Consider the following 21,501-nt stretch of genomic DNA (forward strand, 5'->3'; position numbering starts at 1 on the left):
GGGCCGGACTCGGGGATCGCTTCGATGAAGCCTGGTCGTGAGTACGGCCTGCTGCCCGTGTTACGACAGATGGGAAAAACTCAAGCATGAAGCTCGTTGGGAAGCTGCGCGTGGCGGCCCGCCGGCTCACGGTGGTCGCGCTCGCGGCGATCGTGCTGCCTGGCCTGGTCAGCGCAGTGGGCGGTTCGGCTACCGCAGGTGCGTTCTCGCGCCCGGGTCTGCCGGTCGAATATCTGATGGTTCCGTCCGCAGGGATGGGACGCGACATCAAGGTTCAGTTCCAAAGTGGTGGACCGAATGCGCCGGGCGTGTACCTGCTCGACGGTCTGCGCGCGCAGGACGACTTCAACGGCTGGGACATCAACACCCAGGCGTTCGAGTGGTACCTCGATTCCGGCCTCGCGGTGATCATGCCGGTCGGCGGACAGTCCAGCTTCTACAGCGACTGGTACAGCCCGGCGTGCGGTAAAGCCGGCTGCAGCACCTACAAGTGGGAGACGTTCCTGACGCAGGAGCTGCCCGCCTACCTCGCGGCGAACAAGGGTGTGAACCCCAACCGCAACGCCGCCGTCGGTCTGTCGATGGCCGGTTCGGCCGCGCTGACGCTGGCGATCTACTACCCGCAGCAGTTCCAGTACGCCGGTTCGATGTCGGGCTTCCTGAACCTGTCCGAGGGTTGGTGGCCGGCCCTGGTCAACATCTCGATGGGTGACGCAGGCGGCTACGACGCCAACGACATGTGGGGCCGCACCGAGGACCCGAACAGCGCATGGAAGCGCAACGACCCGATGGTCAACATCGGCAAGCTGGTCGCCAACAACACCCGCATCTGGGTCTACTGCGGTGACGGCAAGCCGGCCGAGGTCAACGGCAACGTCGCGGGCAACAACCTGCCCGCCAAGTTCCTGGAGGGCCTGACCATCCGCACTAACCGGACCTTCCAGGAGGAGTACATCGCGGCGGGCGGCAGGAACGGTGTGTTCAACTTCCCGGCGGGTGGCACGCACGACTGGCCCTACTGGGGTCAGCAGCTTCAGCAGATGAAGCCTGACATCCAGCGCGTGCTCGGCGCGGTTCCGCAGCCTTCGGCCCCGGCGGCTCCGGTCGACGCGCCGGCTGAGGTCGCGGGCGGCTAATCGCTCGGCAACAGCTGAAATTGACGGCGGTGATCCCTAATCGGGGTCACCGCCGTCAATCGTTTTTAGCCTCCGGGCCGTCGCGGTGATGTGATTCACTACTGCTGGGTTTCAGGGACCAGATCGCGAGAAGAGGGTGGCAGATGCGCGGGTTGATTCGAGCGGTGGCAGCCGCGGTACTGGTCGCGGCCGGGCTGTCCGTCGCGCCGGTGCCCGCGCAGGCGCAGGGCGTCGAGATGCTGATGGTGCCCTCGGCGGCGATGGGGCGTGCCATTCCCGTGGCGTTCCAGGGCGGCGGCCCCCACGCGGTGGTCCTGCTCGACGCGTTCAACGCCGCCCCCGACGTCAGCAACTGGGTGACGGCGGGCAACGCGATGAACACTCTGTCCGGGCTCGGCATCTCGGTGGCGGCCCCGGCGGGTGGCGCCTGGAGCATGTACACGAACTGGGAGGCCGACGGCAGTAAGCAGTGGGAGACCTTCCTGGCCGACGAGCTGCCCAACTGGCTGGCCGCCAACAAGGGTCTCGCCCCCGGCGGCCACGGCATCGTCGGCGCCGCCCAGGGCGGTACCGGAGCGCTGACGATGGCGACCTTCCACCCGGACCGCTACCGGTTCGCCGGCTCACTGTCGGGCTTCCTGACGCCGTCGGCCACCGCGATGAACGGTGCGATCACCGCGGGCCTGGCCCGCTTCGGCGGCGCCGACACCCGCAACATGTGGGGATTGCCACAGTTGGGTCGCTGGAAGTGGCACGACCCGGACGTGCACGTCCAGCTGCTCGCGAACAACAACACCCGGCTCTGGGTCTACAGCCCCGCCACCACCACCTGCACCGACGTACCCGCGATGATCGGGTACTGCGACCAGGCGCAGGGCAGCAACCGCTCCTTCTATCAGCACTACCGCTCGGTGGGTGGGGGTAATGCCCACTTCGACTTCCCGACCTCGGGCAATCATGACTGGGGCTCGTGGAGCGGGCAGCTGGCGGCGATGACCGGCGAACTCGTCGCGACGATTCGCTGACGGGGCGCAGTTCGCGGGCCCGGTACCTTGGAGTCGTGCATTACGGCTCACGTTCGTCGATCGCAGGGGTGGCAGGACTTTCCGCGCTGCTCGCGATCCCCGCGGCCTGGCTCACCGGCTGTTCGCTGGGTGACGACATGATCGCCGGCATGGGCTCCGAGGTGGAGACCGCACCCCCGCACGGTCTGTCCACCGCCCAGCTTCCCGGCCCCCACGACCACCGGTCCAAGTCGAACGCGCTCGTCGTCACCCCCCACCAGCAGTCCTATCTCGATGCGCTGCACGCCGCAGGGGTGGCGCCGTCCAGTGACCTCTCGGCGCTGAGCATCGGCTCCTACGTGTGCCAGGCGCGCGCGGCCAAGCAGACCGATCAGGCGGTGTGGGACTTCGTCGCGCCACTCGTGCGTAACGACGTCAGCGATTCCGACGACACCGATGGTGCACGCGCGCAGGCGCCGTCTGCGGGCGACATCGACTCCGCGACAGCCGACTACATTCGGATCGCGACCGAACGACTCTGCTAGCAGGAGCCCTTAACACCGATGGCGAAGACCAACAGGCGGAAACGCCACCGCATTCTGGCGCTGTTCGCGGCCGGAGCGGTGGGCCTTGTCGTGGTGCTGATCGTGGCGATCGTGATCGTGGTGCTGCGCAGGCCCGACGCTCCGCCGACCGCGATCCCGCCCACGGCGCTGCCGCCGACAGCGGGTGTCCCGCCCACGTCGAAGCCGCGTCCGGAGTTCCAGGACGCCAGCTGCCCTGACGTCCAGCTGGTCTCCATCCCGGGCACGTGGGAGTCCTCGGTGGCACTGGATCCGTTCAACCCGGTGCAGTTCCCGGCGGCGCTACTGCTCAATGTGACCAACCCGATCCGCGGCCAGTTCGACAACCAGCGGCTCGAGGTGTTCACCGTCCCGTACACCGCGCAGTTCCACAACCCGCTCTCGGCCGACCGGCAGATGTCCTACAACGACAGCCGCGCCGAGGGCACCCGCGCCGCGGTCAAGGCGATGACCGACATGAACAACCGCTGCCCGCTCACCAGCTATGTCCTGATCGGGTTCTCCCAGGGCGCGGTGATCGCCGGGGACATCGCCTCCGACATCGGTAACGGCCGCGGCCCGGTGGACCAGGACCTCGTGCTCGGGGTGACGCTCATCGCGGACGGCCGCCGGCAGGACGGCGTCGGTCAGGATGTCGGGCCCAATCCGCCCGGCCAGGGCGCCGAGATCACGCTGCACGAGGTGCCGACGCTGTCGGCGCTGGGACTGAGCATGACGGGCCCGCGCCCCGGTGGGTTCGGCGCGCTCAACGACCGCACCAACGAGATCTGCGCCCGCGGCGACCTGATCTGCGCCGCCCCGGAGTCGGCGTTCAACATCACCCAGCTGCCGCAGACATTGCAGGTGCTCTCCGGTGGTGCGGGTCAGCCCGTGCACGCGATGTACGCCACGCCCGACTTCTGGAATCTCGATGGTCTCCCAGCAACAGGGTGGACACTGAACTGGGCGCAAAGTCTGGTGAGCAACGCGCCGCAGCCGAAACACGGTTGAGATTTGGCGCGACCGCGCAGGTCGCCTAGCATTGCGGTAGTTTAAGGAAATTTTAAGAGCGGTCGCCGGCGGTTGACGGGTGGGGGCGTCTACCCCGTCGCGACCCTTGGGGTTTCGTGACGTATTGGAGTAGCAGATGGCCTTCCACAACCCGTTCATCAAGGACGGATTGATCAAGTTCCCCGACAACGGCAACTTGGTGCGTCACGTCGAGCGGTGGGCGAAGGTGCGTGGCGACAAAGTCGCCTACCGGTTCATCGACTTCTCCACCGAGCGCGACGGCGTACAGCGGGATCTGAACTGGGCCGACTTCGGCGCCCGCAACAAGGCCGTCGGCGCGCGTCTGCAGCAGGTCACCCAGCCCGGTGACCGAGTTGCCATTCTCTGCCCGCAGAACCTCGAGTACCTCGTCGCGTTCTTCGGCACGCTGTATTCGGGCCGCATCGCGGTGCCACTCTTCGATCCGAACGAGCCAGGGCACGTCGGGCGACTGCACGCGGTGCTCGACGACTGCACGCCGTCGGCGATCTTGACGACGACTGCCGCCGCCGAGGGCGTCCGCAAGTTCTTCCGCACCCGCCCGGCCAATCAGCGTCCGCGCGTCATCGCCGTGGACGCCGTGCCCGATGAGGTCGGCGCCACGTGGGAGCCGGTCGACGTCCAGCACGACACGATCGCCTACCTGCAGTACACCTCCGGGTCCACCCGCATCCCGACCGGTGTGCAGATCACCCATCTGAACCTGGCCACCAACGTCGTCCAGGTCATCGAAGCGCTCGACGGACAGGAGGGCGATCGCGGCGTCTCGTGGCTGCCCTTCTTCCACGACATGGGTCTGATCACCGTTCTGCTCTCGCCGATGCTCGGCCACTACATCACCTTCATGACGCCGGCCGCATTCGTCCGCCGCCCCGGCCGGTGGATCCGCGAGATGGCGCGCAAGCCCGACGACACCGGCGGCACCATCTCGGTGGCACCGAACTTCGCCTTCGACCACGCCGCGTCCCGCGGTGTGCCCAAAGACGGTGAAGAGCCCCTGGACCTGTCGAACATCAAGTGCATCCTCAACGGCAGCGAGCCGATCTCGGCGGCCACGGTGCGCCGCTTCAACGAGGCCTTCGGCCCGTACGGCTTCAAGCCGGAGGCGATCAAGCCGTCGTACGGCCTGGCCGAGGCGACGCTGTTCGTGTCGACCACGCCGATCCACGAGTCACCCCGGATCATCTCGGTGGACCGCGACGAGCTGAACAACAACCGGTTCGTCCAGGTGCCCGACGACTCACCGAAGGCTGTCGCGCAGGCGGGTGCAGGCAAGATCGGCTTGGCCGAGTGGGCCGTCATCGTCGACCACGAGACCGCGACCGAACTTCCGGACGGTCAGATCGGTGAGATCTGGATCTCCGGGCAGAACATGGGCACCGGCTACTGGAACAAGCCCGAAGAGACGGTCGCCACATTTCACAACATCCTCAAGTCCCGCACGACGCCCTCGCATGCCGAAGGTGCCGCCGACGATGCCACGTGGGTGCGCACCGGCGACCTCGGTGCGTACCACGACGGCGAGCTCTACATCACCGGTCGCGTCAAAGATCTGGTGATCGTCGATGGCCGCAACCATTACCCGCAGGACTTGGAGTACTCGGCGCAGGAGGCCAGCAAGGCGCTGCGTACCGGTTTCGTCGCGGCGTTCTCGGTGCCCGCCAACCAGCTTCCCGACGAGGTGTTCGAGAACTCCCACGCCGGACTCAAGCGCGACCCGGACGACACCTCCGAGCAGTTGGTCATCGTCGGTGAGCGTGCGCCCGGTGCGCACAAGCTCGACATGGGTCCGATCGTCGACGACATCCGCGCGGCGATCGCCGTCCGCCACGGCGTGACGGTGCGCGATGTGCTGCTGACTGCGGCTGGCGCGATCCCGCGCACCTCCAGCGGCAAGATCGGCCGCCGCGCGTGCCGGTCTGCGTACCTGGACGGCAGCCTCCGCAGCGGCAAGGTGGCCAACGCCTTCCCTGATGAAACGGACTGAAACTCAAATTTCGGCGGCCGTGCCGGTCGCTCCGCGATCGTGAGGTTGAGTGAACATGGCTGAAGCACAAGACGATTCGGTGTCGCCTGCGGCTCCCAAGAACGGGCCGGATATGACCGTCGCCGAGATGCGCGAATGGCTGCGCAACTGGGTCGGCAACGCGACGGGGCAGTCGCCGGACTCGGTCAATGAGACCGCGCCCCTGGTCGAGCTCGGGTTGTCGTCCCGTGACGCGGTCGCGATGGCCAGCGACATCGAGGACCTGACCGGGGTGACGCTGACCGCGACGGTCGCGTTCCGCCATCCGACGATCGAGTCCCTCGCGACGGTCATCATCGAGGGTGAACCCGAAGAGGATACTGCGGCGCTGGACGCCGAAGACTGGTCGCGCGACGTGGACGAAGACCTCACCAACATCGCCATCGTCGGTATCGGCACCCGCTTCCCGGGCGACATGAACACCCCCGGCGAAATGTGGCAGGCCCTTCTTGAGGGCCGCGACGCGATCACCGATCTCCCCGAGGGACGCTGGTCGGAGTTCCTGTCGGACCCGCGCGTGGCCGAGCGGGTCGGCAGGGCGCGCACCCGCGGTGGCTACCTCTCTGACATCAAGGGTTTCGACGCCGAGTTCTTCGCGTTGTCGAAGATGGAAGCCGACAACATCGATCCGCAGCAGCGGATGGCGCTCGAGTTGACCTGGGAAGCGTTGGAGCACGCCCGAATTCCGGCGTCGAGCCTGCGCGGCCAGAGTGTCGGCGTCTACATCGGCAGTTCCACCAACGACTACATGTTCATGTCGGTGGCCGATCCGGCTGTCGCGCACCCGTATGCGATCACCGGTAACTCCAGCGCGATCGTCGCCAACCGCGTCTCCTACTTCTACGATTTCCGCGGTCCGTCGATGACGATCGACACCGCCTGCTCGTCGTCACTGGTCGCCGTCCACGAGGGGGTCAAGGCGCTGCGCGCCGGCGACGCCGACGTGGTGCTGGCGGGCGGTGTGAACGCGCTCGTAACTCCCTTGGTGACAGTCGGTTTCGACGAGGTCGGCGGTGTCCTGGCGCCGGACGGCCGGATCAAGTCGTTCTCCAAGGACGCCGACGGCTACGCCCGCTCCGAGGGTGGCGGAATGATCGTGTTGAAGCGTCTGGCCGACGCCCGCCGCGACGGCGATCAGATTCTCGCCGTTATCGCCGGCGGCGCTGTCAACCATGACGGTCGCTCCAACGGCATGCTCGCACCGAACCCCGATGCGCAGGAATCGGTGTTGCGCAAGGCTTACAAGGACGCCGGTATCAATCCTCGTGACGTCGACTACGTGGAGGCGCACGGCACCGGCACGATCCTGGGCGATCCGATCGAGGCGGACGCGCTCGGCCGGGTGGTCGGTCGCGGCCGCGCCGCGGATAGGCCGGCGCTGCTGGGTGCGGTGAAATCCAATGTCGGGCACCTGGAGTCGGCTGCCGGCGCGGCGAGCCTGGCGAAGATGGCGCTGGCGCTGCATCACGGCAAGATTCCGCCGTCGATCAACTACACGGGTCCGAACCCTTACATCGACTTCGACAAGGAACACCTCAAGGTCGCCGATACGGTCACCGAGTGGCCGCGCTACAGCGGCCACGCCGTCGCCGGTGTGTCCGGTTTCGGTTTCGGCGGCGCCAACGCGCATCTGGTGTTGCGTGAGGTACTGCCCACCGATCTGGTCGAGCCGGCACCGGAACCCGATGTGGCCGTGGTGACGCCGGCGAGCGAAGCCAAGCCCGCGGTGTACGTGGGCGGCATGCTCGTCGAGGACGACGACGACCTTGACGACGATCTCGGCGGCGCTCGCGACCCGGAGTTCTACGGCCAGATCGCCGAGAGTGAACCGGAGCTTCCGGGACTGACCGACGAGGCGCTGCGCCTGCTGGAGCTCGCCCGCGAGAAGATGGCCGCCGCGGATGCCGACAATCCGCCGGTTCCGATTGTGCCCCTTGCCGTTTCGGGCTTCCTGACCTCTCGTAAGCGGGCGACCGCGGCAGAACTGGCGGACTGGGTCGACAGCCCCGAGGGCCGCGCGTCGTCGCTGGAGTCGATCGGCCGCTCGCTGTCGCGGCGCAACCACGGACGGTCCCGCGCCGTGGTACTCGCCCATGACCACGACGAAGCGGTCAAGGGTCTGCGCGCCATCGCCGACGGCAAGCCGAACCCGATCGTGATCAGCTCCGACGGCCCGGTCACCAACGGGCCGGTGTGGGTGCTCGCAGGATTCGGTGCCCAGCACCGCAAGATGGCCAAGAGCCTGTATCTGCGCGACGAGATCTTCGCCGAGTGGATCAACAAGGTGGACAGCCTGATCCAGGACGAGCGCGGGCATTCGATCCTCGAGCTGATCCTCGACGATGCGATCGACTACTCCGACGAGACCACCGAGCTCCCGATCGAGAAGGTGCAGCTGGTCATCTTCGCGATCCAGGTCGCGCTCGGAGAGCTACTCAAGGCGCACGGGGCGAAACCCGGTGCGCTGATCGGCCAGTCGCTGGGCGAGGCGGCCGCCGCCTACTTCGCCGGCGGCCTGTCGCTGGAGGATGCGACCCGCACCATCTGCTCGCGCGCCCACCTGATGGGCGAGGGCGAGGCGATGCTGTTCGGCGAGTACATCCGGCTGATGGCGCTGGTGGAGTACTCGGCTCAGGAGATCGAGACGGTCTTCTCAGACTTCAAGAACCTCGAGGTCTGCGTCTACGCCGCGCCGAGCCAGACGGTCATCGGCGGCCCGCCGGACCAGGTGGACGCGATCATCGCCCGGGCGGAATCGGAGGGCAAGTTCGCCCGCAAGTTCCAGACCAAGGGCGCCAGCCACACCTCGCAGATGGATCCGCTGCTCGGCGAGCTCGCCGCCGAACTGCAGGGCATCGAGGCGCATCCGCTGCAGGTCCCGTACTACTCGACGGTGCACGAGGGCAGCCTCATCCGTGCCGGGTCGGACGCGATTCACGATGTCGACTACTGGAAGAAGGGGTTGCGCCACAGCGTCTACTTCACGCACGGCATCCGCAACGCCGTGGACAACGGTCACACCACGTTCCTGGAGCTGGCGCCGAATCCGGTGGCGCTCATGCAGGTTGGGCTGACCACGGCTGACGCCGGTCTGCATGACGCGCAGCTGATCCCGACGCTGGCCCGCAAGCAGGACGAGGTCGATTCGATGACCTCGGCGATGGCGCACCTGTTCGTGCACGGTCACGATCTGGACTTCCGCACCCTGTTCTCGCGCGCGTCGAGCGCCGAGGACTACGCGGATATCCCGCCGACGCGTTTCAAGCGCAAGCCGCACTGGCTCGAGGTCAACTTCGGCGGCGGCAACTCGACCGTCATGCCGGGCAGCCATGTCGCCACCCCGGACGGCAGGCATGTGTGGGAGTACGCCGGTCGCGGCACCACCGATCTGGCGGCGTTAGTGAAAGCGGCTGCGGCAGAGGTTCTTCCGGATGCCTCGCTGACCGCGTCGGAGCAGCGCGCGGCGCCTGCCGAGGGCTCTCGGTTGGTGACCACGCTGACCCGCCACCCCGGCGGCGCCGGCGTGCAGGTGCACGCTCGTATCGAGGAATCTTTCACGCTGGTCTACGACGCCATCGTGACCCGCGGTGGCCATCAAGCCGCGCTGCCGACGGCAGTCGGGGCGGGCACGATCGCCGAGATCGCAACAGCGACAACGGAAGCGGAGCCCGAGCAGACACCGGCATTCGAGGCGGACAACCTGACCGCAGGCGCGAACCTCGGTGCGGATTTCGCGAAGTGGTCGCCGGAGTCGGGTGAGACGATCGGTGAGCGCCTAGGCACGATCGTCGGCGCCGCGATGGGATATGAGCCCGAGGATCTCCCGTGGGAGGTACCGCTCATCGAGCTCGGTCTCGATTCTCTGATGGCAGTGCGCATCAAGAACCGGGTGGAATACGACTTCGACCTGCCGCCGATCCAGCTGACCGCCGTGCGCGACGCCAACCTGTACGCCGTTGAGAAGCTCATCGCGTACGCGGTCGAGAACCGCGACCAGGTCGACCAGCTGGCCGAGGCGCAGAAGGGCAAGACCGCCGAGGAGATCGCCGCCGAGCAGGCCGAGATGATGGGCGGTGCCAGCACGGTCGCCGAGCTGGAGGCCAAGCTGGCCGAGGCCGGTCATCCGATCGCCGCGGACCAGACCGGCACTGCGGACCAGACCGGCACCGTGGACGAGGCCGACCAGACGGCGGTCGCCGCGGGAAGCGAAGCGGCCCCGGCCGTTTCCGAACCGGGAAGCATCCCGCCGCCTCCCACGGACCCCAGCGGTCCCTCCGGTCCGGCGAAGTCCAGCGCGGCCGGCCTTGCCGCGCAGGTGCTGACGCAGGAGGCGGTCACCGAGGCGCTCGGCGCCGACGTCCCACCGCGCGATGCGGCCGAGCGCGTCACGTTCGCCACGTGGGCGATCGTGACCGGCAAGTCGCCGGGCGGCATCTTCAACGAGCTGCCGACGATCGCCGACGACGTCGCCGAGAAGATGGCCCAGCGCCTCTCCGAGCGCGCCGACGGGACCATCACCGCCGAGCAGGTGAAGTCCGCTCGCACCATCCAGGATCTGTCGGTCGCCGTGCGCGACGAGATGGACGCCGGTGAGCTCGACGGGTTCGTCCGCACCATCCGGGCCCGCAAGGAGGGCTCCGACCGCATCCCGGTGTTCGTGTTCCATCCCGCCGGCGGATCGACCGTGGTCTACGAGCCGCTGCTGAAGCGGCTTCCGCCGGACACCCCGATGTACGGCTTCGAGCGGGTCGAGGGCTCGGTCGAGGAACGGGCCGCCGAGTACCTGCCGAAGCTGCGCGAGATCCAGGGCGACGGCCCCTACATCCTGGTCGGGTGGTCGCTGGGTGGCGCACTCGCGTACGCCTGCGCGATCGGGCTCAAGCGTGAGGGCGCCGACGTCCGGTTCGTCGGGCTGATCGACATGGTGCGTCCCGGCGAGGAGATCCCGCAGACGCAGGAGGAGACGCGGGCCCGCTGGGATCGCTACGCGCTGTTCGCCCAGCGCACCTTCAATGTCGAGGTGCCGCCGATCCCGTACGAGGAGCTGGAGGCTCTCGACGACGCGGGCCAGGTGAAGTTCATCCTCGACGCCGTCAAGGAGAGCGGGGTCGACATCCCCGGCGGCATCATCGAGCACCAGCGCACGTCCTATCTGGACAACCGCCTGCTCGAGACGGCGGAGATCCAGCCGTACGACGGCCACGTCACCCTTTACATGGCCGACCGCTACCACGACGACGCGATCTTCTTCGAGCCGCGCTACGCCATCCGCCAGCCCGACGGCGGCTGGGGTGAATTCGTCGAGGATCTGGAGATCGTGCCCATCGGGGGCGAGCACATTCAGGCCATCGACGAGCCGTACATTGCCAAGGTGGGCGCCCACATGAGCCAGGCGATCAACGCCATCGAGGCCGAGAGCGAGAGCAAGTGACCGACGTATCTCCCACCGACCACCCGGCGCGAACGACTGCCGAACTCCTCGCCGAACTGCGCGAGAAGCTGGAGCTGGCCAAAGAACCGGGCGGTGAGAAAGCAGTCGCCAAACGGGCGAAGAAGGGGATCCCGAGCGCGCGGGAGCGCATCCACGCGCTGTTGGACCCGGGCAGCTTCCTGGAGATCGGTGCGCTCGCCAAGACCCCTGGTGATCCCGAGGCGCTCTACGGCGACGGTGTGGTCACCGGCCACGGCACCATCAACGGCCGCCCGGTCGGCGTGTTCAGCCACGACCAGACGGTGTTCCAGGGCTCGGTCGGTGAGATGTTCGGCCGCAAGGTCGCCCGCCTGATGGAGTGGGTGGCCATGGTCGGCTGCCCGATCATCGGCATCAACGACTCCGCGGGCGCCCGCATCCAGGACACTGCGACTTCGCTGGCCTGGTACGCGGAGTTGGGCCGCCGCCACGAGTTACTGCGCGGCCTGGTGCCCGAGATCTCGTTGATCTTCGGCAAGTGCGCGGGCGGTGCCGTCTATTCGCCGATCCAGACGGACCTCGTCGTGGCGGTGCGCGACCAGGGCTACATGTTCGTCACCGGCCCCGACGTCATCAAGGACGTCACGGGCGAGGACGTCACGCTCGACGAACTCGGTGGCGCGGACGCGCAGGCGCGCTACGGCAACATCCACCAGGTCGTCGAATCCGAGGCCGCGGCGTTCCAGTACGTGCGCGACTACCTCAGCTTCCTGCCGGGCAACACGTTCGACGATCCGCCGATCGTCAACCCTGGGCTGGAGCCGGAGGTCACCCCGCACGACCTCGAGCTCGATGCGATCGTGCCGGACGCCGACAACCAGGCCTACGACATGATGGAGATCTTGCTGCGGATCTTCGACGACGGCGACGTCTTCCAGGTCGGCGAGCAGTCCGGACCGGCGATCATCACCGCGTTCGCCCGGGTGGACGGCCGTCCCGTCGGCATCCTCGCCAACCAGCCGATGTACATGTCGGGCGCGATCGACAACGAGGCATCCGACAAGGCGGCCCGCTTCGTCCGGTTCTGCGACTCGTTCAACACTCCGCTGGTGTTCGTCGTGGACACCCCCGGCTTCATGCCCGGTGTGGAGCAGGAGAAGGGCGGCATCATCAAGCGCGGCGGCCGCTTCCTCAACGCCGTCGTCGAGGCCGACGTGCCGAAGGTGACGATCACGATCCGCAAGTCCTATGGCGGCGCGTACGCCGTGATGGGATCCAAGCAGCTGACGTCGGACTTCAACTTCGCCTGGCCGACCGCCCGCATCGCGGTGATCGGCGCCGAAGGTGCGGCCCAGCTTCTGGTCAAGAGGTTCCCCGATCCGACCGCCCCCGAGGTGCAGAAGATCCGTGCCGACTTCATCGAGGGCTACAACACGAGCCTGGCCACGCCGTGGATCGCCGCTGAGCGAGGTTTCATCGATGGTGTCATCGAGCCGCATCAGACCCGGCTGCTGCTGCGCAACTGCATGCGACTGCTGCGGGACAAGCAGATCAACCGCGTGCAGCGTAAGCACGGCCTGACGCCCATCTAGCGAAGGACTTTCCTCGATTTCTTGATTTGCGGTAATCCGGCGTAAGCCGAACGTCTGATTTGCTTCGTCAGGACCACCGAGTCGGGTGACGGCGTGGTAAAAATCGTTGTCTCGCTGCTGCCGGGACCTGCCGGGGCCTCCTCGGCAAACGCTGATCAAGATCTGGGGGTATTTCGCGGGTGTCCAACTATGAGTTGACGAGGTCTCGGGCAAGTTCATCCACGAGGCCGCGCGGCCGGCACCGAGCGAAGACGACGCACCGTCGAGAGCCCTACGCATGGCTGGGAGCCGGCGCAGTCACGTTTGGCCTCGGCATCGCGGTGGTGACGGGATGTGGTGTGGCCAGCGCCGAAGACTCGCCGTCGGATTCCACGTCGGAGACCAATTCCTCGCCGACGTCCTCGCCGGAGGTACGACAAAGCCACAAGAGCGCAGCGGAATCAGATGATTCAGAGGACGTAGACGCTGACGATCCCGACGCCGAGGTTGAAGGTGAGGTCAACCTGGAGTCTCGGACAGAGGTCAACGCGGCGGTCGACGACGAGGAATCCGTTACCTTCGACGACGAGGAGGCTGCAGACGCCGAGTCCGCCAGCGAAGACGTGGGACTCGCAACGGTCTCGGTCGAGGGGACCTCGGAGTACGCGTCCGCGGCGGATCTGCTCGACGAACCCGCTTCGCCAACCGTTGTTGCTGCAAATGTACTGACCGCTGGTGCGGCGCGCGCCAAGTTCGCTAGCGAGGCTCCCGGGCGGAAAGTGGACGAGGACACATCCGCGGGGGCGGTCGCTGCGACCGTAGCGTCCGCCGGAACACCGGACCCGTCAGTTATCACGACCGTCACCGATGTTGGCTCCCCGAGCAGTGTGACGGTGAGTCCCGACGGCACGCGCGTGTATGTGATCAGCTATGACTACGCGTCGCAAAAGGCCGTTCTGTCGGTGGTCGACACCGCCACAAACACCACCGTTGGTCTACCGATACCGTTGAGCGGGTTGGGATTCGGGCTAGGGGTGAGCCCGGACGGTAGACGCGTATATGCCACGAACTATCACGACGGCACGATCAACGGCGGCTCACTGTCGGTCATCGACGTCGCCACCGGTACCGCCGTCGGCACACCGATCAGCTTCGAGGGCATGGTCGGTGACGTCGTTGTCAGCCGTGACGGTTCGCGCGTTTACGTGGCAAAAATTACCGACTTCAGGACGGGAAAGTACGGCGTGGCGGTGGTCGACACCGCAACCAACAAGCTGGTCAAGACAATCGAGCTCCCGCATCCGGCACTGGCCATGGCGGCCAGCGGAGACGGCTCCCGCCTATATGTGACCGGGACCGTCATCGGGACATACGGCGCCGGCGTCGTGTCGGTGATCAACACGAGCACCAACTCCGTCATCGGCACCCCGATCTCCGTGGGTTGGGATCCCGAGGGTGTGGCGGTCAGCCCCGACGGCTCGAGGCTTTACGTGCCCACCCGCGGAACCTTCGACAACACCTCCGGCGAGTTGGTGGGCCGAGGGGTTTGGGTCATAGACACGGCCACTCGGACTGTGGTCGGTGCGCCGATCGAGCTGGGGGCCTTTACGCCGTGGGAAGCGGTTGTGAGCCCTGACGGGTCACGTGTCTACGTGGTCGGGGACGACGGGACCACCGGCGGCGTCTGGGTTATCGACACCGCGACGAAGACGATCGTCAACACCGTGCTGTCCGGCGTCGGCACGTACCCGACTGACATCATCGTCAGCCCGAACGGCACCCATCTGTACGTCATCGGCAGTGCCGGTCTCGTTGTGCTCGATGCGGGCGTTTCCCACGGTGAGGAACCAGAGGAGCCGCAGGAACCGGAAGAGCCCGAGGAGCCGCAGGAGCCGGAGGAGCCGGAGGAGCCGGAGGAGCCCAGCGTCGAAGAGAAGATAGAGACGATATGGGAGGGTTTTACGTTCTGGGCCGGCTTCATTCCCGGCGTGGGAAGTCTGCTCAACGCGGCTAGCCTGGTGATCGATCTGGGACAGGCGGTCAACGCCTGGAACAAGAGAGATGCCGACGATTTCACCGAAGAGATCGGGGATATCGTCAACGACTTGATCGGCCTGATTCCGTTCGGGCGACAGCTGACGAAGATCAATAAGGTTTTCGGTGACGCTGTGGCAAACGTTGGTGGTTCGATCGCTGACTGGATAATCGACACCTGGTGGGAGCGGCGAGCGAGAACCGTGCTTGTCAACGTGTGAGGGAGTGGCCGGTTCCGCGGAAACGCCGGGGCTGGCTCACTAACCGACGGTCGGTGCGATTGAATAGGGCCTGTGTCGACTGACTTCACCGGGCTGAGGCGGGATGCCCCGCTCGGCGATTCACGATTGGACCTGTGCGATCTGTTCGTGTTCGAGTCGCCGAACGACTCCGCGCGGACCACGCTGATCCTGACGGCGAACCCGAAGGCCGACGCGTTGTATCCCGGTGCGGTCTACCGCATCGGCATCGACAACGACGGCGATCTGCGCAACGACATCGCGTTCAACTTCGTATTCTCTGAGGTGGTGGACGGTCGGCAGCGGGTCGACGTCCGGCTCGGTCTTCAGGCCGAGGCGCGCGTCGACTCCGCGTCGGGGTCGGAGATCTTCGGCGGCGTCGAGGTGTCCTTCGACGACGAGCCGCACGTCTGGCGGTCCCGCGGCGGCGCGTTCGTGTTCTTCGCCGGAGCGCGCAGCGATCCGTCGTTTCCGGACTCCAACGTCATCGCGATGGCCGTGGAATTGCCCACCACCTATCTCGGCGCCGAGCCCGACGTGCGCCTGTGGGCCCGTTGCAGTCTGGTCAAGGACGGCAAATGGGTGCACGCCGACCGCGCCGCCCACCCGTGGATCAGCGGGTTCTTCGGCACCGATGACGAACTTGCCGAATTCAGTTCCGGAGAGCCGAACCGGGACCAGGCGCACTGGATGGGCCATCTCATCGAGCTGATGGCCGAGACCGGTGGCTACTCCAGGAACGAGGCGATCGATGCGATCGAGTCCGAGGGCACGCTGCCGGACGTGTTGACCTACAACCCGTCCAAGCCGGCCCGGTATCCGAACGGCCGCGCGCTGACCGACGACGTCGCCGATTTCCGGTCCAAGTTCCTGACCAACGGGAAGAAGGGACTGCCGGGTTTCCACGCGCCGTCCGGTCTGCTCCCCGAGTTCCCCTACCTCGCTCCGCCGCGTTGATATGCCGTTGAGCGACGGCGAGGTGATCTCGGGTTACACGATCTCGCGGATGTTGGGTTCCGGCGGCATGGGCGAGGTCTATCTGGCCAAGCACCCGAGGCTGCCCCGCTACGACGCGCTCAAGGTGCTGTCGGCGGCAGTGTCGACCGACAGCGAGTATCGCGAGCGGTTCAACAGGGAGGCCGACATCGCGGCGTCGCTGTGGCACCCGCACATCGTCCAGGTGCACGACCGTGGGGAATTCGAAGGCCGGCTGTGGATCTCGATGGACCATGTCGAGGGAACCGATGCGGCGCGTCTTCTTGCCGAGAGGTATCCGAACGGCATGCCGCCGGCGTTGGTGATCCGGCTGGTCATCGCCGTCGGGGAGGCGCTCGACTACGCTCATCAGCGCGGGCTGCTGCACCGTGACGTCAAGCCCGCGAACATCCTGATCGCCGACCCGGAGACCGAGAACGAGCGGATCATGCTGGCGGATTTCGGGATCGCCCGCCGCGTGGGGGAGGTCAGCGCGCTCACCGGAACGAACATGACGGTGGGCACGGTGGCGTATTCGGCGCCCGAACAGCTGACCGCCGATGAGGGTATCGACGGCCGCGCCGATCAATATGCGTTGGCCGCCACCGCTTTTCAATTGCTGACCGGGACTCCGCCGTTCCAGCATTCCAATCCGGCTATCGTGATCAGCCAGCACCTCACCGCCCAGCCTCCGTCGATCGCGGTGCACCGGCCCGAATTGTCGGGCCTGGGCCAGGCTTTCGAGAAGGCGCTGGCGAAGTCGCCGGCGGACCGGTTCGACAGGTGTGTGGATTTCGCGCGCGCGCTGGCCAACCGCAGTGCGGCGATCCAGCAGGGTGCACTCGACGACCCGGACGCGACACGGCACGCGGGTGCCGCCGCGGCCCCTCGGCACGCCAAGGCACCGTCGAAGTCGGGGGCGGCCTCCAGCAGGGCCCGGGGTCGCATCCTGGTCGTCGCGGCGCTCGTTCTGTCCCTGGTGGCCGTCGCTGCGGTCGTCCTGCTCGCGGTGTTCGAGAAAGACGAAATCCGTTCGGAAGCAAAGGAGCCCACGTCCAGTGCGGCGCCGTCGGGGGCGGTCGCGCTGCCGGTCGTGGTGGTCGGCGCGGACTGTGCGACCCTCGGTGGGGCGGGCATCACCGAAAGCGGTGAGCCGGCCTACTGTGCCCGGCTGGCGTCGTCCGGTGAACCGCTGTGGTCGCTCTACCCGGGCGAGATTCCGCACCCGAGCAGCACCCCCGCACCGGTGGAGGGTTCACCGCCACCGGATACGCCGGTGCTGGTGTGCATGGAGCAGACGGGGCAGAACCAGGCCGACTGCCACGACGACATCCTGCAGGAGAACACCGATCCCAGCGCCAACGACAACCAGCAGTCCACGGGCTAGATCGCGGGCAGTCCCAGCCAGTCGTCGACGATGAACTCGTCTCCGCGCGCGACCACAGTCGCACCGCCGGGCCCTGGGTAGTGCGCGGGGATCACTGCGGCGCGGCGCCGCGCCGCCTCGGTCAGGACGCGGTTGCGGGTGACCGCGGCCTCGTGGGGATTCTCGTCGAACGCGCACGGATCGTCGGGGCGCGGCAACTGGATGGGGCAGTGGGTGAGGTCGCCGACGAACACCGCGGGCACTCCGGCATCCAGCCACACCACCGAGGATCCCGGCGTGTGGCCCGCGGCGGGACGCAGCCACAGCGATTCGCTGACCTGGTGATCGCCTGAGTAGAGCTCCATCTGCGATTCGACCGGAATGATGCTGTCGGCGAACACAATCCGCATCTGTTCCCGGTCACCGGCGCCGCCGGGGGCGAAGTGCCGGTAGTCCAGCTCGGGCATCAGGTAGCGGGCATTGGGAAACGTCGGCACCCAGGTGCCATGGACCAGGCGCGTGTTCCATCCGACGTGATCGGTGTGCACGTGGGTGTTGATGACGACGTCGACATCCTCGGGTCGCGCACCGGCACCGGCCAGCGCATCGAGAAACCCTGTGTCGAGGTGATCCAGCGGTGGCATGTGCGGGCGGTCGCGGTCGTTGCCGACGCCGGTGTCGACCAGCACGGTCAGCCCGTCGACCCGCAGCACCCACGTTTGCATCACGATCTTCCACTCGTCGGCGCCGCGGTCCCAGAACAGCGGTTCGAGCAGTTCTGCGTTGTCCCGCCAGGCTTCTGGTGGCGTCTCACCGAACAGCGCCGTCCGAAGCTGGATTCGCGTCTCGACCACCCGCGACAGCACGGCGCGGCCGAGCCTCACCGAATCGCTCACGGCTGGAAGCGCATCGACCCGGGTGAGTAGAGCCCCGAATGCGTGGTCTCGCCGAGCTGGATCTGCGCCGGTTCGGCGTCGACGATCGTGTCGAAGCGGCGCAGCGAACCCCAGTCCTGGCCCCAGTCGTTGGACAGGTAGGTCGACATCACCGACGCGCGCAACAACAGGTCGGTGATCCCGAGCAGGCCGCCGTTGATGCCGTCCTGCCAGGTGTCGGTGCTCTGCAGCTTGGCGTAGTAGTCCGGCGAGATGCGGAACTTGGGGATATCGGTGACGCCGTTGGCGTGCAGCATCGGCTGCTGGCAGGGGAACGCCAGCCCGACCGCCCAGTCCATCAGCACAGGCTCGGTGGAGCCGATGTACTCCTGCACGGATCGGACCTCGGGAACCCGCGGCGGCGTCACCGCGATCCAATCACCCTGTCCCAGAGACAGATCCTCGGCGATCACCCGCACCGCGACGGCGTCGTCAGGGATCTGTGAGCGCGGGTAGCGAAGGTTGCGCCACGACGGGGTGGGGCCGATGTCGAAGGGAGTGACGCGGCCAGCGGGCGCCGGGGTGCCGTCGGGGCCGCGGGTGGCGTATTCGAGCTCGACGGTCTGCCCGGTGGTGACGTTGTTGGCGACGCTGGTACCCGTGATGGTGCCTGCCGCGGTGATGGTCACGAGCGGGTGCGCCTCGTCGGCGGGTGGCAGTTCGTACCACGCCGACGCTAGGCGGCTCTCCTGTTGCGCCTCCGTGGAATACGTGCCTGCGACCGGGACGCGGGCGGGATCGAGGCCGTAGGGCAGCGGCACTGTCGAGCCGTTGATGCCGGGCCGTGACAGCTTGATCGGCCGGTTCCAGTCGTAGTCGGTGCCCGGCTGCGGGTTGTTGAGCCGGATCGCCTCGGCGATGATCCGGTCGGGAACACCGTTGGGGGAGAAGCCCGTCGGGTCGGTCCCGCCGAGCGGCCCGAGGGGGCCGTACCGTCCGGGTGCCGGCGTGAGGAAGCCGTCGTTGGAGTCGGGTTCGACGAGGACGTCGTCGGCGAGGCCGCAACCGCCGGCCAGCGCGCGGATGTTGGCCCAGCCGTTGGAGTAGGTCGGGTACTGGCGCACGACGCCGATCGCCATCGACGCCACCATGAACAGCACCATGAATCCGGCGGCGATCGGGATGGGTGCCGCGGTGAGCACGTCGACGACGCGTGACTGCTGCTTGTTGCGCAGATGTAGCCAGAAGGCCCACAGCGCGGTGATGCCGCACAGCACGAAGAACACCGCGCTTGCGGTCACCCCGCCCAGTTGCGGCACCGAATTGTTGAAGGGCGCACCGAAGTTGGAGACGTACCACCAGCCGTTGGTGGAGGCGAAACACATTGCAAGGACGAACATCACCCCGGACAGGAACGCCATCCTGTTGCGCGCGGACCTCAGCACCAGCGGTGACACCAGGACCGTCGCCAACGCGGCCATCGCGCCGCCGACCGCGGCGAACAGGCCGAAGTGGTGGATCCACTTGGTGGGGGTGAACATCAGGAAGAAGATGGTGGCGAAGATGACGCCCATCAACCGCCACGCGGGCCCGCGGGCAACACCGGGAACGCGCTTGCGCCGCAACATGATGAACAGCGACGAGAACAGGCACAGCGCAGTGAACAGGAACGCCACCCGGCGGGCGATCGCGCCGTCGGTGGTCGGAAGGATGAGGTAGTAGTAGCGCAGATTCTCGGTCCACCACTCCTGGCTCGGGCCGATCGCGGTGCGAATCTTGGTCGCTTCCAACACCGTTGCCATGGTCTGGTCGGCGAACACCACGGCCAGGATCACGGTGCCTGCCGCGAGCAGCGGTGCGAGCAGCGGCCACAATCCGACGCTTTGCCTTCGTCTCATCACGATCCGCAGAATCGGACGTCCGCCGGCGACCAGCGCGGCGACCGCGATCAGCCCGGTCGGTTGGATGCCGAGCGTGAACGCGGCGGTGGTGATGGCGAGCGCGGCGGGTGTGAGCCGGCCCGAGGTCACCGCCCGCTCGATCAGCACGTAGGTGATCAGCGCCCCGGTGGCGATCTGACCTTCGGGGCGCAGCCCGTTGTTGAACGGCATCCACGCGCCCAGCAGCACCAGGCCCGCAGCCCACAGGGCGGGGCGGCTGGCGATCACGGCGGGCCCGAGTCGGGGGAGCACCTCGCGGGAGAGCAGCAGCCAGCACACCACCGCGCAGACCATGTCGGGCAGCCGTATCCAGAGGCTGGCGGTGCTCACATGGGTCATCAGGGCCAGCAGGTTGTAGTACCAGCCGAACGGGTCCTCGGGGCTGCCGAACCAGCGGAAGTAGTTCGACATGTAGCCCGCATGGTCGGCGACGCGGGCCATCTGCAGGATGTAGCCGTCGTCGGAGGAGTTCGCTCCGATGACGTACCAGATCGCGAACCCGCCGAGCACCGTCACGTCCACGGCGGTCAACGTCCGCCAGCGCGTCGGGATCAGGCGGTGCATCCGCCTGCCGTCGAGCCGGTCGAGGCGCCACAGCGCGAGCAGCGCGATGACGGTGCACACGATGGAGATCAGGATCGCGGCGAGCTTGAGTGCGGTCGGGTGCGTGGTGAACCGGGTGTCGATGTCGGCGGAGAACGACAGTCCCGGCGGGGCAGGGCCGACGAGATCTGTGAAGACGCCGACGATGGCGGGCCGCAGGTTCGGGTCGGCGTACCCGGTGCGCTGCGGGGTGCCGTCGTCCTGGGTCAGGCCCACGAATTCGGCGTAGGTCCCCTCCATGGTGGACGTGATGCGCAGGTCGGAACATCCGGCGGCCCGCTCACGTTCGATGCTGGCGACGACGACGTTGCGCACGATCACGTCCACGCGCTCTTCGCTGACGGTGACCAGCATCGCGTTCAGCGCGGCGTCGCGACCCTGCTCGGGTGCGGTGCCGAGGATCAGTCCGCCGTCGGCGGGCATGTCGCCGACGCCGCTGCACGGGATCGTCGCCTCAAGGCTGACCGGAGCCTGCGAGATCAGCGGCGCGGTGACGTTCGCGAACTGCCCGTTCTGCGGCCAGTTCAGCGTCGCCGTGGTCTGGGTGACCGGCAGCAGCGGGACGGCGACCGCGGCCACGAAGCCGAGCAGGCCGGCGATCGTTGCGACCAGGCGCGCAATCCTTACGTCGCTCGCACGCTCGTTCACGGCTCCTGCGACTTTGCTGCCGTTCTCTTCGTTCACGGCTCCTGCGACTTTGCTGCCGTTC

Annotated in this window: 12 protein-coding genes; 10 read left to right on the forward strand and 2 right to left on the reverse strand. The window is 67.2% G+C overall.

The window, feature by feature from the left end; all coding sequences use genetic code 11:
• Positions 1–86: 86 nt before the first annotated feature.
• The 10 genes from AWC12_RS20905 to AWC12_RS20950 all read left to right on the forward strand — a co-directional run bounded on the left by AWC12_RS20905 (position 87) and on the right by AWC12_RS20950 (position 17,395).
• Positions 87–1,136 carry an esterase family protein gene (locus AWC12_RS20905; RefSeq protein ID WP_024444092.1) on the forward strand — a complete coding sequence of 350 codons (1,050 nt, stop codon included), beginning with the start codon at positions 87–89 and terminating at the stop codon, positions 1,134–1,136.
• A 143-nt stretch (positions 1,137–1,279) separates the two neighbouring features.
• Complete coding sequence (locus AWC12_RS20910) at positions 1,280–2,161, forward strand: alpha/beta hydrolase-fold protein (protein WP_024444091.1); 882 nt, start codon at positions 1,280–1,282, stop codon at positions 2,159–2,161.
• 35 nt (positions 2,162–2,196) lie between these two features.
• A complete protein-coding gene (locus AWC12_RS20915) occupies positions 2,197–2,685 on the forward strand; it encodes a DUF732 domain-containing protein (protein ID WP_412098595.1) in 489 nt (162 codons plus the stop codon).
• Positions 2,686–2,703: 18 nt separating this feature from the next.
• A complete protein-coding gene (gene culp6, locus AWC12_RS20920; protein WP_085176761.1) occupies positions 2,704–3,714 on the forward strand; it encodes a carboxylesterase Culp6 in 1,011 nt (336 codons plus the stop codon).
• Positions 3,715–3,850: 136 nt separating this feature from the next.
• Entirely contained in the window at positions 3,851–5,740 is a 1,890-nt protein-coding gene (gene fadD32 / locus AWC12_RS20925) for a long-chain-fatty-acid--AMP ligase FadD32 (RefSeq protein WP_024444088.1), read from the forward strand.
• 55 nt (positions 5,741–5,795) lie between these two features.
• Positions 5,796–11,210: a polyketide synthase Pks13 gene (gene pks13, locus AWC12_RS20930; RefSeq protein WP_085176787.1), complete on the forward strand. Its 5,415-nt coding sequence runs from the start codon at positions 5,796–5,798 to the stop codon at positions 11,208–11,210.
• On the forward strand, positions 11,207–12,781 hold the full coding sequence (locus AWC12_RS20935) for an acyl-CoA carboxylase subunit beta (RefSeq protein WP_024444086.1): 1,575 nt from the start codon (positions 11,207–11,209) through the stop codon (positions 12,779–12,781). Before pks13 ends, AWC12_RS20935 begins: the two co-directional genes overlap by 4 nt.
• A gap of 338 nt (positions 12,782–13,119) precedes the next feature.
• A complete protein-coding gene (locus AWC12_RS31180; RefSeq protein ID WP_085176763.1) occupies positions 13,120–15,015 on the forward strand; it encodes a YncE family protein in 1,896 nt (631 codons plus the stop codon).
• A 72-nt stretch (positions 15,016–15,087) separates the two neighbouring features.
• Positions 15,088–15,990: a DUF4331 family protein gene (locus AWC12_RS20945; RefSeq protein ID WP_085176765.1), complete on the forward strand. Its 903-nt coding sequence runs from the start codon at positions 15,088–15,090 to the stop codon at positions 15,988–15,990.
• Between the two features lies 1 nt (position 15,991).
• A complete protein-coding gene (locus AWC12_RS20950; RefSeq protein WP_085176767.1) occupies positions 15,992–17,395 on the forward strand; it encodes a serine/threonine-protein kinase in 1,404 nt (467 codons plus the stop codon).
• Here the strand turns inward: AWC12_RS20950 and AWC12_RS20955 are convergent.
• Positions 17,392–18,270 (reverse strand): MBL fold metallo-hydrolase, encoded by an 879-nt coding sequence (locus AWC12_RS20955; protein WP_085176769.1) that lies wholly within the window; start codon positions 18,268–18,270, stop codon positions 17,392–17,394. The genes AWC12_RS20950 and AWC12_RS20955 overlap by 4 nt on opposite strands.
• Positions 18,267–21,476 (reverse strand): arabinosyltransferase domain-containing protein, encoded by a 3,210-nt coding sequence (locus tag AWC12_RS20960; RefSeq protein WP_110808705.1) that lies wholly within the window; start codon positions 21,474–21,476, stop codon positions 18,267–18,269. The genes AWC12_RS20955 and AWC12_RS20960 overlap by 4 nt, the downstream gene beginning before the upstream one ends.
• Between the last annotated feature and the right edge of the window lie 25 nt (positions 21,477–21,501).

Origin of the sequence: Mycolicibacterium iranicum (assembly GCF_002101705.1) — a bacterium.
In the GTDB taxonomy this organism is placed as follows: domain Bacteria; phylum Actinomycetota; class Actinomycetes; order Mycobacteriales; family Mycobacteriaceae; genus Mycobacterium; species Mycobacterium iranicum.